We start from the raw sequence: 15,741 nt of genomic DNA, 5'->3' as shown, positions 1-15,741 counted from the left end.
CATAATCAAAGGGCGAAGTGTACCGCTATTCGCCCTGGTTATAAACGCCCGGTTAACGCATAACGATCAGGTGATCGGAACCCGCCGGTAGCCCGTCAGGTTTCACATTTTCCAGACGCAGCACGTTACCCATAATTTCACTGAAGACAGGCGCGGAGACGGCCCCGCCGTAGTAGGCGCCATTTTGCGGATCGTTAATGACCACCACCAGGGCAAATCGCGGATCGCTGGCAGGCGCAACGCCGGCAGTATAGGCGACGTATTTATCGACGTACTTCCCGCTATCGTCAATTTTCTTCGCCGTGCCGGTTTTCACCGCCACCCGGTAATCACGAACGGCCGCCTTCACGCCCCCGCCGCCGGGCAGCGCGACGCTCTCCATCATGTGCTCCACCTCGTGCGCAATCTCTACCGGCATGACGCGGTGCCCGATAACGGGTGGATCGATACGCGTAATCGAAAGAGGTCGCTCGAGCCCGAAGCCGCCAATCGTGGCGTAGACGTGAGCCAGCTGGAGCGGCGTTACCATCAGCCCGTAGCCGAATGCAAAGGTCGCCCGGTCGAGCTGGCTCCAGTATTTACGCTGGGGCAGTAGCCCCGCGCTCTCCCCCGTTAAGCCAAGCCCCGTATTCGTACCAAAACCAAAGTTTCGATAGGTATCAATAAGATGCTGGACAGGCATCGCCAGCGAAAGTCGGGACACCCCGGTGTCGCTCGATTTTTGCAGGATCCCGGTCATCGTCAGTTCAGGATAATAGCCCACATCGCGGATACGATGCCCGTCAAGGGTATACGGATGAGTGTCAATCACGCTGTCGGGCTGAACCAGACCCTGCTGCAGGGCCGTCATCAGTACCAGCGGCTTGACGGTCGAACCGGGCTCGAACGTGTCGCTGATCGCGCGGTTGCGAAAATCATTTATCGTCGCACCTTCCCGATTATTGGGATTGAAATCTGGATAGCTCGCCATCGCGAGTATTTCCCCGGTTGGGATATTAATGAGCACCGAAGCACCCGACTCGGCCTTGTTCCAGGCCACGGCATTATCGAGCGCATCTTCAGTAATGGTCTGCAGCCGCTCGTCAATACTCAACTGAATGTTATGCGCTGGCGAGGGTGCCACTTCCGTCAGGTTTTCAACCACGCGACCGTAGCGGTCTTCCCTTACCTGCCGAACTCCGGCCTTGCCGATCAGCTGCGCGTTAAAGCTTTTTTCCACACCTTCAATGCCCTGCCCGTCAATATTGGTGAAACCAATCAGGTTCGCTGCCACATGGCCTGCAGGATAAAAACGGCGGGATTCATCGCGTAAATTGATGCCGGGCAGATTCAGCTTATCGATCCACTTTGCCTGTGCGGGATCGACCTGGCGGGCAAGATAAATAAAACGCCCCTGCGGGTTGGCATTAATTCGCGCCGAGAGTGTGCCCAGGGAGAGATGCAGCGCATTTGCCAACGCCTGCCAGCGTTCATCAACGCCAACTCCCCCTTTTGCCAGCACCGTTTTAGGATCGGCCCAGACGGCCCGGACGGGCACGCTCACCGCCAGGGGTCGACCTGCGCGATCCATTATCATGCCGCGCGGCGCATCAATCGTCAGCTGGCGGAGGGATCGCATATCTTCCTGCTTTACCAGATTGTCAGGCTTGATGATTTGCAGCCAGGCAACACGGCCCAGCAAAAAAGCCAGACTACAAAAAATCGCTAAGCAGAGCAGTGCAAAACGCGCCGGCGTGAAATTGCCAGCGGTCGTAATCATTTTCTTCTTCACCTGAACCCCAGGACTGTAAAACAACGCCCTGATTTAACGGGAAAAGATGCCTTATGGGTGGCAAAACAGTGCTACTAACCTCGCAGCTTTGCAACAAGTTACTAACAAGACCGCGAATGGTAATATTTTGAAAGATAAGGGACATAAAAAAGCCCCGCGGTATGCGAGGCTTTATGTCTGAGAGTGAAGTGCTAAGCGCTTCAGTCAGCAGCGGTTCGATCAGATAGCAGTTACGTTAACTGCAGCTGGGCCTTTCTGGCCGTCCTGAATTTCGAACTCAACGTTCTGGCCTTCAGCCAGAGTTTTGAAGCCGTTACCCTGGATTGCAGAGAAGTGTACGAACACGTCTTTGCTGCCGTCAGCAGGAGTAATGAAACCAAAACCTTTAGACTCGTTGAACCACTTAACTTGACCTTTAATCTTTGCCATTTTGCAAAATTCCTTAGAGTGTTTTCTTAGCCCGCAGGCATTAACTGAGATAAAACTGAGACATTACTGCATGAGGCACTAATATAAGGTTCGGCAGAGAAGCGGTATTCAACGACAACGTGTTTACTCAGGACTTCTTTACTGAAAATGCCACACATAAACAGAACTGTACCTCGTTTGACCCAAAACGTGTTATCACACACTATGTTTAATATGGCAAGCCATTTTTAAACATGTCTCGATCCGCCGCACAAATTCGAACAGTGCCTGTCAGGTTTTGCACAATTATGCGCATCACGTACAGACAGCCCTGCTGCGTAACAAAGACCCAGCATTGCTTGCACAACCGCTGTAATCTAAGACTTTTTTAACATAGCTCAATCATTACGAACCGTCCAGCAACCGGGAAAAGAAATCTTACGTCTTGATTGAGTTAGAACAATTTGTGAAAACTTATGCTTAAATCATTGTAACGCTACCAAATTGTTTCAGAGAAAAAACACTGTTAAAAAACCACTTGCGTCTGTATTAAAATGCACCAGTTAATAAACAGCGTTATGCACCAAAATAATGAAATTTTTATGACTCTGCATCAAAAGAAGGCAAGCAAAACGTTTCGATAAAAATAAAACATTCCTGCGAGCGTTTACATCAAGAATATATGCAACAATTTAACGCTTCGTTTATAAGGATAAATATTCACCAATTTTCAGTATCCTGAAAGAATGATTAACTGGTGCTAAATTATCGAGCGCGTTAGTTAACTCCTGCACAGGTTCATCTAGCGCTTCATCTGCCAGTTCAAATACGCCCCAGTGGATGGGAAACGTCAGTGGACAGCCCAGCTGCTGCCACAATGCCACCGCAGATTGCGGATCCATATGATGGACAGCCATGAACCATCGTGGGGCATAGGCACCAATCGGTAACGCGGCAGCATCTATCTGGCCCAGGCGTTCAGGAATCAACAGCAGCTCAGGTGAATAGCCGGTATCACCGCTGAACCAGAAACGGTGATGCCGTCCTTCCATCACCCAGCCGCACCACAAGGAACGATTGCGGTTCCATGGCGTGCGCATGCTCCAGTGCTGTGCAGGTACGGCGGTCAGCGTCATCCCCTGCCAGGTGAAACTCTGCCACCAGTCAAGCTCAACTACGCGCTTTGCTCCCCGACGACGAAACCAGTCGGCCAGACCCAGGGGAACAAAAACACTAACGTCGGGAAAGCGCTTGAGAATTCGGCGGATGGTCGCGTCATCAAGATGATCGTAATGATTATGGGAGATGACGACCGCATCAAGCTGATGAAGTTGCTCGACAGACAGTACGGGAGGCGTTTTGCGCTGTGGTCCCAGGAAAGGGAGCGGAGAAGCGCGCCGTGAAAACACCGGATCGGTAAGGATGATATTACCGTCCAGCTGCAGCAACACGCTCGCGTGTCCGAGCCACCACACCCCATCTCCATGAGGTTGCGTGAGATCTACAGGTTGCCACCAATGTTGGATAAAATCTTCATAACCCAGCGCAGGTGGTTTCGGTAAACCGGCCTCTTTACGCGCTTTACGCCAACGGTCAATGTCGCCGCGTTGATGTCCGACAGGGAGGGTATTACGAAAACCGTTCGGGGAGTGATGTTTCAGGGAGGGGTCATACCAGGGGTTTTTCCAGACCACAGCCACCTCCCAGGACAAAAAGATTAACGCTCAGCCACCAGGCGGATAAAGTCATCTTCGTCTTTGTTTTCTTCGACGACCGCGTCTTTCGGCGCGTCTTTCTCTTCCGGTTCGTTAGCCTCACACAGACGGCGTAGCAGCGCATTCTGACGTTTTTGCTGATCGAGCAGCGCTTCAAGCAGTTCGATCTGCTCGTTAGTCCGGGAGCTGGCTCGGTTCACGAAAAACCAAATGACCAGACCCACGAGTAGAACAACCAAAGAAATCATCAGGGATGCTATATTCAGCAGCCCTGAATTCAGTAACTCACCCATTTCACCACCTCAATAAAAACATCTATTTTACCACTGGCGCGAAGGAAGGAAATCACGTTGAGAAAAAATGTCTCTTACCACGGAATAAACTTGTTGATTGCGCAAACGCCGCTAAAAAACTGTACATCCTGATCGCACATCACATTGATCGTCTGCGTCCATAACACCACGCACGCTATCAGCACGATAACCAGAATCACCCAGCGTATTTTTTTCACTCCACACTCCGTCTTAAAACCTGATGTAGCGAGGTTATCACGCTTATCTTAAACAAGGACTAACTGTGCCTCTATCACGCTTTTTTTCAGAATCATGCACTTGTTTCATCACGTAAACACATTACGCTAGCATTACGATAACGACGATAAAAGAGGTAATGATGCGCTTTATTGTTCGAACAATTATTGTACTCGCCCTTGTCTGGATTGGCCTTCTGTTATCGGGCTATGGCGTGCTCGTGGGGAGCACCGAAAACGCAGCCGGGTTAGGCATTCAGTGTAAATATTTAACAGCACAAGGAATGAGCACAGCCCAGTATCTGCATACTGACAGCGGGATCGTTGGCTTAACCCACTGCCCTGTACTGCGTAAAACATCCGTCGTGATTGATAATGGCTAATCAGTCTGATTATGACGCAAAAAAACGCCGCATCTGATGCGGCGTTTTTTACGAAGAGGGATTAAAACGGGTATTCGTGATATCCCATCTGTGCAGAAATTTTACGTGCGGCAGTGTGCAGAATAGCCACATACTCATGCAAACGCTCTTCAGAGAAGCGTAAAGTCGGGAAGGAGATACTTAAGCCCGCAATCACCACGCCAAAGCGGTCAAACACCGGAACGCCGATGCAGCGCAGCCCTTCTTCCTGCTCTTCATTATCTTCGCCATACCCCTGCTCGCGTACGTGATCCAACACCGTTAACAGCGCGTCTGTGCTGGTAATGGTTCGTGAGGTACTTTGCTTGTATTCCACCCCTTCGAGGATCTGCTTCACTTCCTCACGATCGCGCCACGCCAGCAGAACCTTACCAATCGCGGTACTGTAGAGTGGGTTGCGACGACCAATGCGCGAATACATGCGCAGATTGTACATGGAGTCGATTTTATGGATGTAAACAATACTGTCTTCATCCAGCGCACCGAGATGGATGGTCTCTTTAGTCAGACGAGAGATTTCGCGCATCTGAATATCAGCGCTGCGGATCAGGTCAACATTTTGTAGCGCGCGGGCACCCAGTTCAAACAGCTTCAGCGTCAGAGAATATTTTTCAGATTCGCCTTCCTGGGCGACATAGCCCAGCGACTTCATGGTTTGCAAAAAGCGATATACGGTGCTTTTAGACATCATCACGCGCTGCGACAACTCTGTAATACCTATTTCACGCTCTTCTCCCAGCGCCTGTAAGATGCCAAACACCTTCAGCACGGAAGAAACAGAATCTGGCTGTTTATCCAAATCCGCAATAGCCATTTACCACCTCATAGAGAGTGTTTTATAAAAATCAGAACCGGTTTTTATTATAAGTTCCCGTCATGTCACCTGCAATCAATCCGCGTTTACTTCGTTACAAATCTGCGACATATCGCGGCTGTAACAATGCTAAAATAGTTATCCTGAGAATAATTTCACGCTGAGCTTTTTTAATCTTAATGGAAAAGATCCTTTCCGATGGCCTGCCTTTACCCCAGCGGTATGGCGCGATAGCCACCATCATTATCGGTATCTCAATGGCCGTCCTTGACGGCGCAATCGCAAACGTCGCCCTGCCAACCATCGCCAGCGACCTGCACGCCTCTCCCGCCAGTTCGATATGGATCGTTAACGCCTATCAGATTGCGATCGTGGTTTCCCTGCTCTCGTTCTCTTTCCTGGGCGATATGTTCGGTTACCGTCGGGTGTATCAGTGCGGTCTGGTGGTTTTCACCTTCACGTCGTTGTTATGCGCCCTTTCAGATTCACTGCATACCCTGACGCTTGCCCGCATTGCGCAAGGTTTTGGCGGCGCGGCGCTCATGAGCGTAAACACGGCGTTGATCCGCTTAATTTATCCGCAACGCCATCTGGGGCGCGGCATGGGGATAAACTCGTTTATTGTCGCCGTCTCTTCCGCCGCCGGACCAACCATTGCGGCGGCGATCCTTTCCGTTGCGTCATGGCAATGGCTGTTCGCCATTAACGTGCCGCTGGGTATTGTCGCCATCTTCTTTGCCCTGCGCTTTCTACCCGCTAACGGTCCCAAAAGCACCATGCCGCGCTTCGACGTGGCAAGTGCGGTGATGAATGCCCTGACCTTTGGCCTGCTGATTACGGCGCTGAGCGGCTTTGCGCAGGGACAGTCCCTGATGCTTACCGGTGTGGAGCTTATCGCTCTGCTGGCGATCGGCTTCTTCTTTGTTCGCCGCCAGCTCACTCTCCCCGTGCCTTTACTGCCCGTTGACCTGTTGCGTATCCCCCTCTTTTCCCTCTCCATTTGCACGTCCATCTGCTCCTTCTGCGCCCAGATGCTGGCCCTGGTTTCTCTGCCCTTCTTTTTGCAGAGCGCGGTAGGCCGTTCAGAAGTGGAGACTGGCCTGCTGTTAACCCCCTGGCCGCTGGCGACAATGGTGATGGCGCCGCTGGCAGGTTGCCTCATTGAACGCGTCCATGCCGGTTTATTGGGCGCTTTGGGGCTGGCGGTGATGGCGACAGGCCTTTTCGCGCTGGCTCTGCTGCCGTCATCGCCAACCGATCTGGACATCATCTGGCGCATGATCCTCTGTGGCGCGGGGTTTGGCCTGTTCCAGTCCCCTAACAATCACACCATCATCACCTCCGCGCCGCGTCATCGCAGCGGGGGTGCCAGCGGCATGCTGGGGACCGCTCGACTTCTGGGGCAAAGCAGCGGTGCGGCGCTGGTCGCCCTGATGTTTAACCTCGCAGGCCAGAACGGCAACCATGTTGCACTCCTCACCGCCGGTGTACTTGCCACCCTCGCAGCTATCGTCAGCGGCCTGCGGGTGACCCAGCCCAGGGTTCAGGCATAAAAAAAGCCGGACGGAGTGCTCTCCTGCCCGGCTTAGTAGGGTTCTTTGCCTTACTTCAGGTATTCCCCACTGCGCAGCGCTTCAATACGTTTATCCAGCGGCGGGTGAGACATAAACAGCTCGCTCAGCGATTTGGACTTACCGTTAATGCAGAAGGCCATCATGCTGTTCGCTTCCTGTGGCTCATAGCTGGTTTTCAGACGCTGCAGCGCGGCAATCATCTTCTCGCGACCAACCAGCTTCGCCGAGCCGGCATCCGCGTGGAATTCACGGTGACGGGAGAACCACATGGTGATGATGCTGGCCAGAATACCAAAGACCAGTTCCAGAACCATTGAAACAGCGAAGTAGATCAGCGGGTTGCCGTTGCTCTCTTCACCTTCGTCACGGTTTCCGCCCATAAAGCCTGCCGCGATCTGCGCCAGAATACGGGAGATGAAGATTACGAAGGTGTTTACCACGCCCTGAATCAGGGTCATGGTCACCATGTCACCGTTGGCGATATGGCTGATTTCGTGGGCGATAACCGCTTCGGCTTCATCACGGCTCATGTTCTGCAGCAAGCCGGTGCTGACGGCCACCAGCGACGCATCGCGACGGGCGCCCGTGGCAAAAGCGTTGATGTCCGGGGCATGGTAAATCGCCACCTGCGGCATAGCAATCCCGGCCTGACGGGATTGCTGAGCCACCGTATTCATCAGCCACTGTTCCATATCGTTACGCGGCTGTTCAATAACCTCACCACCCACCGATTTCAGTGCCATCCACTTCGACATCAGCAGGGAGATGAACGAGCCACCAAAACCAAACAGCAGCGCCATAATCAACAGACCCTGAACGCTGCTCGACTGAATTCCTGTCAGGCTTAGCACGAGCCCGAAAACCACCATAACCGCCAGGTTGGTGAGCAGGAAGAGCGCGATTCGCATCATAATTTTCTTTTTACCTCAGTTTAACAAAACGCACTATGCGATTACCCACATCGTATGGGTATTGCGGCTATTTTCAAGCATCCGATGGGCGTAAGTCACCAGAAAGACACAACTTTACACAATTGGAAATCAGGCTGACGGAAGGATGCAGAACAAAAAGAAACAGGCACAATTTCTTGTGCCTGTCAGGAGGTTATTTTGCCGGAGCGGGCTGTACGGCAGGTTTCTCTTTTTCCTGATTCGCCAGGTCGAGAGCGATATGCACCGTCTCGTCCAGATACGGATCCGGCTCCTGGTAATCTTTTGGCAGATCGTCCAGTTTCTTGAGTAGAGGCTTACCTTCGCGCTTGAAGCGATCGTTGATACGCGCCAGGCGAGTTGCATCGTCTTCGTTGTTCTCTTTCTCACGCTGTGCGTAATTCAGAGAAACAATATTCCGCTTATCTTTCAGGGCATTGAATCGTGCAATATCCTTCATGATGTACTGGAATTCCGGATCCTTCGCGATGCGGTCGTTATGCGCTTTCAGCAGTTCAGGGCCAAACTGGGTCATATCACCCGCTTTCACGTAGGTCGCGGCATTGATGCTGTCCCACGGCAACGCGTTATCTTCAAACTTCTCGCCGGTTTCCGTCTCCTGGGAGCCAGTCGGCATGATGATGTCCGGCGTGACGCCCTTACGCTGCGTACTGCCGCCGTTTACGCGGTAGAATTTCTGAATGGTGTACTGAACCGAGCCCAGCGCAGGCCATTCCGGACGCAGCATCTGATCGTAAATACGATTCAGAGAGCGGTACTGCTGAACGGTACCTTTCCCGAAAGTTGGCTCACCGACGATAAGCGCGCGGCCATAGTCCTGCATTGCAGCGGCAAAGATCTCAGACGCGGAGGCACTGAAGCGGTCAACCAGGACCACCAGCGGGCCTTTGTAGTAGACAACACCGTCGTTGTCGGCATCTTCACGGACTTTACCGTTGTTATCTCGCACCTGAACCACCGGGCCAGATGGGATGAACAGGCCAGAGAGTGAAACCGCTTCCGTCAGCGCACCGCCGCCGTTACTGCGCAAGTCGATGATGATGCTGCTAACGTTCTGCTTTTCAAGCTTCTGCAGCTGAACTTTCACATCGTCAGTCAGCCCCACGTAGAAGCCAGGAATATCCAGGACACCTACCTTCTCTTTACCCACGGTTTTCACCGACATTTTCACCGCGCGGTCTTCCAGACGGATACGCTCGCGGGTCAGGGTAACAATACGGGTTTTGGTGCCTTTACCGGCAGGCAGAATTTCCAGACGTACCTTGCTGCCTTTCGGACCTTTGATCAGCGCAACCACGTCATCGAGACGCCAGCCGATCACATCGACCATGTTCTGGCCGGTTTGTCCAACACCCACAATGCGATCGCCTACGCTAATCGCTTTGCTTTTGGATGCCGGGCCACCCGCGACCATTGAATTGATCACCGTGTAATCATCGTCCATCTGCAGAACCGCGCCGATACCTTCCAGAGACAGGCTCATTTCGGTATTGAACTGCTCAGTGTTGCGCGGAGAGAGGTAGTTGGTGTGCGGATCGATTTCGTGCGCAAAGGCGGTCATCGCGAGTGAGAAAACATCCTCGCTGTTGGTCTGCGCCAGGCGACGAATAGCAAATTTATAACGACGCGTCAGCGTGTCACGGATCTCTTTTTCGTCTTTGCCGGTCAGCTTAAGGCTCAGTTCGTCGTATTTAACTTTGCCGTCCCAAAGCGCATTCAACTCGGCTTCATCTTTTGGCCAGGGCGCTTTGCTGCGATCCAGATTAAAGGTGTCGTTGCCGGTGAAGTCCATTGGACGTTCCAGCACTTTCAGCGCGTACTGATAGCGTTCAAAACGGCGCTTTTGCGACAGGTTGTAGAGATCGTAGAACAGATCCAGCTTGCCTGAACGCAACTCGTCACCCACCTCGGATTTGCGCTTAGCGAACTGCTCGACATCGCTGGCGAGCAAAACGTTATGGCTGTAATCCAGCAAGTTCAGATAGCGGTCAAAGATTTTGGCCGAAAAGGCCTGATCGAGATCGAACTGACGATAGTGCGAGCGGGTAAAACGTGAGGTCACGCGCTCGCTCACCGTCGCGTGCTGCGTCTCTTCCTTGAGTACCGGAATTTGATCAACACGCGTGATATCGTCCACTGCAAAAGCGTGACCTGTTATAGCAAACAGACCCGCCAGCGCGGTGAGCTTAAAAAAAGTGTTCATGCCAGGCTTGGCCTCCGTTTCAGAACAACAAGTGTTCTGCGCGTACAATCATTGACATACCAGAAGTCAGCTGTACACGAACGCCATCTTTGGTGATTTCCAGTACGGTGGCGTCCATAGCATTGTTACCCGCTTTTACCTTCAGCGCCTGACCCACGCTCAAAGCGTTAATGTCAGAAACCGGCGTATGGCGCGGCTCTTCACGAGGGGCACGCGGGGCTTTTGCTGCTGGTTTGTCTGCACGCGGTTTGCGATCGTTATTATCGTTACGGCGCGGCGCAGGGCGCGGTTTACGCTCACGACGAGGCGCTTCTTCCTGGCCGTTTGCCGCGGCGGCTTCGCGTTTTTTCGCCTGCTGTTCTGCACGTTGTGCCTGAACGCGTGCTTTGGCTTCTTCAAGCTGCTTGCGCGCGTGCTCAACGTGCTGCTCGTCCAGCTCACCGCAAGGGTTGCCGTCGAGGTCCACGCGGGTAGCGCCTGGTTTGATACCGTACAGGTAACGCCAGCTCGAAGTATAAAGACGTAAGGCGGAACGCAGCTGAGTTTTGCTGAGGTTCATTTCCCCTTCAACACGCGCCACCAGATCCTGAAAAATACCGACTTTCAGGGGACGAGCTTCACCTTCCGCGCTGAAGCACTGCGGGAAACGCTCGGCCAGAAATGCGATAACTTCTTTACTGCTATTCAACTTAGGTTGATTTTCCATGAAATTTCCTGATTACAACGGACGTTGCCAACAAGCGCAGGCATGAACAGGCGTCATTATAATGACGCTATCAGTAAATGCTACGTTATCCGTTGATTATCCTGCGACGCTCGCAAAGAATTTTTGATAATCGGTTGCAGCGAGTACGTTTTCCAGAATCGCCACCAGCTCGCGCAGCCCCTGTTCGTCCTCGGTTGTAAAGCGACTGAAGACCGTACTGTCGATATCCAGAACGCCAATAATCTGATTTTTGACCACCAGCGGCAAAACGATTTCAGAATTACTGGCGGCATCACAGGCAATGTGTCCGTCAAACGCATGGACATCTTCCACACGCTGGACCTGATTCTCTGCCACCGCCGTGCCGCATACGCCACGCCCTACCGGAATACGCACGCAGGCCAGTTTGCCCTGGAACGGACCGAGCACCAGCGTTTCACCTTCCAGAAGGTAAAAGCCAGCCCAGTTTACGTCAGAGAGACGTTCAAACAGCAATGCGCTAGTATTTGCCAGAGTGGCTAAGAAGCTGGTCTCACCCGCCATCAATGCCTTAAAATCGCGGTTCAGATCCGCGTAGAATTCTGTTTTGTTCATTATTCAATCACTTAGTTGTCTTACAAATTTACCGCATAGCCTATTAAAATAAGCATTAAATGCGCTCATGCTCAAGATGAATCCGTTCATGAGTTATTATAACTTTCAACAATACTTATTTGTGCGCAGCTGATGGCCTTAAAAACAACCAAAATTACGCCGACGAGAAAGATAACTGTCCATACGGTAAGCGAAGCTTTGCCTCGTGCACATTATCAGCGTTGCCCCCAGTGCGATACGCTTTTTATGTTGCCGAAGATGAAATCGCACCAAAGTGCCTTTTGTCCTCGCTGCGACGCTAAAATTCGCGATGGTCGCGACTGGTCGTTGACCCGCCTCGCCGCCATGGCCGTCACCATGCTGCTGCTGATGCCCTTCGCCTGGAGCGAACCGCTGCTGAAACTCTACCTGCTTGGCGTGCGCATTGACGCCAACGTGCTGCAGGGTATCTGGCAGATGACCCGTCAGGGCGATCCCATCACCGCCGCCATGGTGCTGTTCTGCACCGTTGGCGCTCCGCTGGTGCTGGTCGCCGCCATTGCCTATCTTTGGTTTGGCAATATTCTCGGCATGAACCTTCGCCCGGTGCTGCTGATGCTGGATAAACTCAAAGAGTGGGTGATGCTGGATATTTATCTGGTCGGCGTGGGCGTTGCGTCAATAAAGGTACAGGACTATGCCTTTTTGCAGCCCGGCATCGGACTCTTTGCCTTCATCTGTCTGGTATTGCTGAGCATCCTGACGCTGATACACCTGAACGTTGAGCAGCTCTGGGAGCGATTTTACCCGCAGCGCCCCGCCACCCGTCCCGATGAAAATCTGCGCGTCTGTCTGGGTTGCCACTATACCGGGTTACCCGACCCGCGCGGACGCTGCCCGCGGTGCCACATTCCATTAAGGCTGCGTCGAAACAACAGCCTGCAAAAATGCTGGGCGGCGCTGATCGCCTCCCTGGTGTTTCTGATCCCCGCCAATATGCTGCCTATTTCCATCATTTACGTGAATGGCGGACGTCAGGAGGATACTATCCTCTCCGGGATTATCTCCCTTGCGCACAGCAATGTCGGGGTGGCGGCGATCGTTTTTATTGCCAGTATTCTGGTTCCCTTTACCAAAGTGGTGGTGATGATTACCCTGCTCATCAGCATTCACTTAAAGTGTGAACAAGGCTTACGAACCCGCATTCTGCTTCTGCGATTCGTCACCTGGATTGGCCGCTGGTCAATGTTAGATTTGTTCGTAATTTCGCTGATGATGTCTCTCATCAATCGCGACCAGTTACTTGCTTTTACAATGGGACCCGCGGCTTTTTATTTCGGCTCTGCGGTGATATTGACTATTCTTGCTGTGGAATGGCTGGATAGCCGCTTACTTTGGGATGCACATGAGTCAGGAAACCCCCGCTTCGCCGACTGAAGCGAGAATTAAAACAAAACGCCGCATTTCGCCATTCTGGTTGCTGCCCGTCATCGCCCTGATGATTGCAGGCTGGCTTATCTGGACGAGCTATGAAGATCGCGGTAGCACCGTCACCATTGATTTCCAGACCGCCGACGGCATCGTCGCCGGGCGAACGCCCGTTCGCTTCCAGGGGGTTGAAGTGGGTACGGTTCAGGACATCTCTCTTGGAAAAGGGCTGAACAAGATTCAGGTGCGGGTCAGTATTAAATCTGACATGCAGGATGCCCTGCGCAGCGAAACGCAGTTCTGGCTGGTGACGCCAAAAGCCTCTCTGGCAGGTGTGTCCGGGCTGGATGCGCTCGTGGGAGGTAACTATATTGGCATGATGCCGGGTAAAGGAGAGCCGCAGGATCACTTTGTTGCCCTGGATACACAGCCGAAGTACCGTCTCAATAACGGCGATTTAATGATCCATCTGCAGGCGCCGGATCTCGGTTCTCTGAACAGTGGCTCACTGGTCTATTTCCGCAAAATCCCGGTTGGCCGTGTGTACGATTACGCGATCAACCCAAATAAACAGGGCGTCACCATTGACGTGCTGATCGAGCGTCGCTTCACCAATCTGGTGAAAAAAGGCAGCCGCTTCTGGAACGTGTCCGGCGTGGACGCGGATCTCAGCCTGAGCGGTGCGAAAGTGAAGCTGGAGAGTCTGGCCGCGCTGGTTAATGGCGCCATCGCCTTTGACTCGCCGGAAAACTCAAGCCCTGCCACCGCTGATGATTCATTTGGATTGTACGCTGACCTGGCGCACAGCCAGCGCGGCGTGATCGTCAAACTCGCCCTGCCCGATGCTAAAGGGCTAAAAGCGGGTTCAACACCGCTGATGTATCAGGGATTGCAGGTTGGTCAGCTCACCAAAATGACCCTCAACCCGGGCGGCTCGGTCACCGGCGAAATGACGGTCGACCCGAGCGTGGTCGATCTCCTGCGCGAGAAAACGCGTATCGAAATGCGCAGTCCAAAGCTCTCTCTGAACGATGCCAGCCTCAGCACGCTGTTGACCGGCAATACGTTTGAGCTCATCCCCGGCGAGGGTGAACCCAGCAATAGCTTCGTGATTGCCCCGGCTGATAAAGCCCTGCTGCAAAAGCCGGGCGTAGTGACGGTCACGCTGAATGCGCCAGAAAGTTACGGTATCGAAGCCGGACAGCCGTTAATTTTACACGGCGTGCAGGTCGGTCAGGTGCTGGAGCGTAAGCTCTCAGCGAATGGCGTGACTTTCTCGGTCGCTATCGATCCGCAATACAGCGACCTGGTGCATGGCGACAGCAAATTCGTGGTGAACAGTCGCGTCGACGTGAAGGTGGGTCTGGACGGCGTGGAGTTCCTCGGCGCCAGCGCCAGCGAATGGGTTAACGGCGGTATCCGCATTTTGCCAGGGAATAAAGGCCCCGTGCGCGACAGCTATCCGCTGTATGCCAACCTGGAGAAAGCGGTTGAAAACAGCCTGAGCGATCTTCCTACCACCACGCTGACCTTAAGCGCCGAGACGCTGCCGGACGTACAGGCGGGTTCCGTGGTGCTGTATCGCAAGTTTGAAGTCGGGGAAGTGATCACCGTTCGCCCGCGTGCGGACGCGTTCGATATCGAACTGCATATCAAGCCGGAGTACCGCAAGCTGCTGACGCCAAACAGCGTCTTCTGGGCCGAAGGCGGCGCGAAAGTTCAGCTTAACGGTAACGGGCTAACCGTACAGGCCTCTCCGCTGTCACGCGCGCTGCGGGGGGCGATTAGCTTCGATAACCTCAGCGGTGCGGGCGCGAATCTGCGTAAAGGCGATAAGCGTATTCTCTTCCCATCCGAGACCGCCGCCCGCGCGGTGGGTGGGCAGATTACCCTGCACGCCTTTGATGCCGGCAAGCTGGCGGAAGGCATGCCAATCCGCTATCTGGGCATTGATATCGGGCAGATCCAGAAGCTGACGCTGATCACCTCGCGCAACGAGGTGCAGGCCACTGCCGTGCTCTACCCGGAATATGTGCAGACCTTCGCCCGCACTGGCTCGCGCTTCTCGGTGGTCACGCCGCAAATCTCGGCCGCTGGCGTTGAGCACCTCGACACCATTTTGCAGCCGTACATCAACGTTGAGCCAGGCCAGGGCAATGCCCGCCGTGATTTCGAGCTGCAGGAAGCCACGATCACCGACTCGCGGTACCTTGGCGGTCTGAGCATCGTGGTGGAAGTGCCGGAAGCGGGCTCGCTGAACATCGGCACTCCGGTACTATTCCGCGGTATTGAAGTGGGTACGGTCACGGGCCTGACGCTCGGTACGCTCTCCGACCGCGTGATGGTGGCATTACGTATTAGCGAACGTTACCAGCACCTGGTTCGAAATAACTCGGTGTTCTGGCTGGCATCCGGCTATTCGCTGGACTTTGGCCTGACGGGAGGCGTGGTGAAAACCGGCACCTTCAACCAGTTCATTCGCGGCGGTATCGCGTTTGCCACGCCGCCGGGAACGCCGCTGGCGCCAAAAGCGCAGCCGGGTAAACACTTCCTGCTGCTCGAGAGCGAACCAAAAGAGTGGCGCGAATGGGGAACCGCCCTGCCGCGTTAATCTGACAGGCTCCGGTGTCAACGCACCGGAGCCTTTA

14 protein-coding genes and 1 pseudogene are annotated in these 15,741 nt (G+C 53.6%); 4 read left to right on the top strand and 11 right to left on the bottom strand.

The genetic code is table 11. The annotated features are described in order from the left end of the window. Positions 1-52: 52 nt before the first annotated feature. The 6 genes and pseudogenes from ftsI to mgrB all read right to left on the bottom strand — a co-directional run bounded on the left by ftsI (position 53) and on the right by mgrB (position 4,405). Entirely contained in the window at positions 53-1,759 is a 1,707-nt protein-coding gene (gene ftsI / locus F0319_RS07525) for a peptidoglycan glycosyltransferase FtsI (protein ID WP_149366589.1), read from the bottom strand. Positions 1,760-1,990: 231 nt separating this feature from the next. Beyond that, positions 1,991-2,200 (bottom strand): transcription antiterminator/RNA stability regulator CspE, encoded by a 210-nt coding sequence (gene cspE / locus F0319_RS07520; protein ID WP_001062678.1) that lies wholly within the window; start codon positions 2,198-2,200, stop codon positions 1,991-1,993. A gap of 13 nt (positions 2,201-2,213) precedes the next feature. Beyond that, positions 2,214-2,358, bottom strand: a pseudogene (locus F0319_RS07515) (DUF2627 domain-containing protein). Positions 2,359-2,883: 525 nt separating this feature from the next. Next, positions 2,884-3,873 carry an MBL fold metallo-hydrolase gene (locus tag F0319_RS07510; RefSeq protein ID WP_149366588.1) on the bottom strand — a complete coding sequence of 330 codons (990 nt, stop codon included), beginning with the start codon at positions 3,871-3,873 and terminating at the stop codon, positions 2,884-2,886. A 23-nt stretch (positions 3,874-3,896) separates the two neighbouring features. After that, positions 3,897-4,187 (bottom strand): YebO family protein, encoded by a 291-nt coding sequence (locus F0319_RS07505; RefSeq protein ID WP_111964798.1) that lies wholly within the window; start codon positions 4,185-4,187, stop codon positions 3,897-3,899. Positions 4,188-4,261: 74 nt separating this feature from the next. Continuing rightward, positions 4,262-4,405 (bottom strand): PhoP/PhoQ regulatory lipoprotein MgrB, encoded by a 144-nt coding sequence (gene mgrB, locus F0319_RS07500; RefSeq protein ID WP_013096124.1) that lies wholly within the window; start codon positions 4,403-4,405, stop codon positions 4,262-4,264. 161 nt (positions 4,406-4,566) lie between these two features. Between mgrB and F0319_RS07495 the strand changes: the two genes are divergently transcribed. After that, positions 4,567-4,806 (top strand): YobH family protein, encoded by a 240-nt coding sequence (locus tag F0319_RS07495; RefSeq protein WP_111964799.1) that lies wholly within the window; start codon positions 4,567-4,569, stop codon positions 4,804-4,806. A gap of 61 nt (positions 4,807-4,867) precedes the next feature. Here F0319_RS07495 and kdgR read toward each other — a convergent pair whose 3' ends face one another. After that, a complete protein-coding gene (gene kdgR, locus F0319_RS07490) occupies positions 4,868-5,659 on the bottom strand; it encodes a DNA-binding transcriptional regulator KdgR (RefSeq protein WP_111964800.1) in 792 nt (263 codons plus the stop codon). 179 nt (positions 5,660-5,838) lie between these two features. Between kdgR and F0319_RS07485 the strand changes: the two genes are divergently transcribed. After that, the gene (locus tag F0319_RS07485; RefSeq protein ID WP_149366587.1) at positions 5,839-7,212 is read left to right on the top strand and encodes an MFS transporter; all 1,374 of its coding nucleotides are present in this window, start codon (positions 5,839-5,841) and stop codon (positions 7,210-7,212) included. A gap of 50 nt (positions 7,213-7,262) precedes the next feature. Here the strand turns inward: F0319_RS07485 and htpX are convergent, their stop codons facing one another. From htpX to F0319_RS07465, 4 genes are all read right to left on the bottom strand, one after another. Continuing rightward, on the bottom strand, positions 7,263-8,144 hold the full coding sequence (gene htpX / locus F0319_RS07480; RefSeq protein WP_014884290.1) for a protease HtpX: 882 nt from the start codon (positions 8,142-8,144) through the stop codon (positions 7,263-7,265). 193 nt (positions 8,145-8,337) lie between these two features. Further along, the gene (prc, locus tag F0319_RS07475) at positions 8,338-10,386 is read right to left on the bottom strand and encodes a carboxy terminal-processing peptidase (RefSeq protein ID WP_149366586.1); all 2,049 of its coding nucleotides are present in this window, start codon (positions 10,384-10,386) and stop codon (positions 8,338-8,340) included. Positions 10,387-10,405: 19 nt separating this feature from the next. Beyond that, positions 10,406-11,092: an RNA chaperone ProQ gene (proQ, locus tag F0319_RS07470; RefSeq protein WP_028018656.1), complete on the bottom strand. Its 687-nt coding sequence runs from the start codon at positions 11,090-11,092 to the stop codon at positions 10,406-10,408. 96 nt (positions 11,093-11,188) lie between these two features. Then, complete coding sequence (locus F0319_RS07465; RefSeq protein ID WP_149366585.1) at positions 11,189-11,686, bottom strand: GAF domain-containing protein; 498 nt, start codon at positions 11,684-11,686, stop codon at positions 11,189-11,191. Between the two features lie 132 nt (positions 11,687-11,818). On the opposite strand from F0319_RS07465, the gene yebS reads away from it, so the two are divergent. Beyond that, on the top strand, positions 11,819-13,102 hold the full coding sequence (gene yebS / locus F0319_RS07460) for a membrane integrity lipid transport subunit YebS (protein WP_045908227.1): 1,284 nt from the start codon (positions 11,819-11,821) through the stop codon (positions 13,100-13,102). Beyond that, positions 13,071-15,704 (top strand): PqiB family protein, encoded by a 2,634-nt coding sequence (locus F0319_RS07455; RefSeq protein ID WP_164850633.1) that lies wholly within the window; start codon positions 13,071-13,073, stop codon positions 15,702-15,704. The genes yebS and F0319_RS07455 overlap by 32 nt, the downstream gene beginning before the upstream one ends. The last annotated feature ends 37 nt before the right edge of the window (positions 15,705-15,741 follow it).

The sequence above is a fragment of the Enterobacter vonholyi genome, assembly GCF_008364555.1.
In the GTDB taxonomy this organism is placed as follows: Bacteria; Pseudomonadota; Gammaproteobacteria; order Enterobacterales; family Enterobacteriaceae; genus Enterobacter; species Enterobacter vonholyi.
The sequence above is the reverse complement of the archived record's forward strand: the minus strand, read 5'-3'. Positions and strand labels throughout refer to the sequence as shown.

Coding starts and splice junctions, on each gene's coding strand:
- ftsI (WP_149366589.1), bottom strand. CDS start 1,759: ATGATTACGACCGCTGGCAATTTCACGCCGGCGCGTTTTGCACTGCTC.
- cspE (WP_001062678.1), bottom strand. CDS start 2,200: ATGGCAAAGATTAAAGGTCAAGTTAAGTGGTTCAACGAGTCTAAAGGT.
- F0319_RS07505 (WP_111964798.1), bottom strand. CDS start 4,187: ATGGGTGAGTTACTGAATTCAGGGCTGCTGAATATAGCATCCCTGATG.
- F0319_RS07495 (WP_111964799.1), top strand. CDS start 4,567: ATGCGCTTTATTGTTCGAACAATTATTGTACTCGCCCTTGTCTGGATT.
- kdgR (WP_111964800.1), bottom strand. CDS start 5,659: ATGGCTATTGCGGATTTGGATAAACAGCCAGATTCTGTTTCTTCCGTG.
- F0319_RS07485 (WP_149366587.1), top strand. CDS start 5,839: ATGGAAAAGATCCTTTCCGATGGCCTGCCTTTACCCCAGCGGTATGGC.
- htpX (WP_014884290.1), bottom strand. CDS start 8,144: ATGATGCGAATCGCGCTCTTCCTGCTCACCAACCTGGCGGTTATGGTG.
- prc (WP_149366586.1), bottom strand. CDS start 10,386: ATGAACACTTTTTTTAAGCTCACCGCGCTGGCGGGTCTGTTTGCTATA.
- proQ (WP_028018656.1), bottom strand. CDS start 11,092: ATGGAAAATCAACCTAAGTTGAATAGCAGTAAAGAAGTTATCGCATTT.
- F0319_RS07465 (WP_149366585.1), bottom strand. CDS start 11,686: ATGAACAAAACAGAATTCTACGCGGATCTGAACCGCGATTTTAAGGCA.
- yebS (WP_045908227.1), top strand. CDS start 11,819: ATGGCCTTAAAAACAACCAAAATTACGCCGACGAGAAAGATAACTGTC.
- F0319_RS07455 (WP_164850633.1), top strand. CDS start 13,071: ATGAGTCAGGAAACCCCCGCTTCGCCGACTGAAGCGAGAATTAAAACA.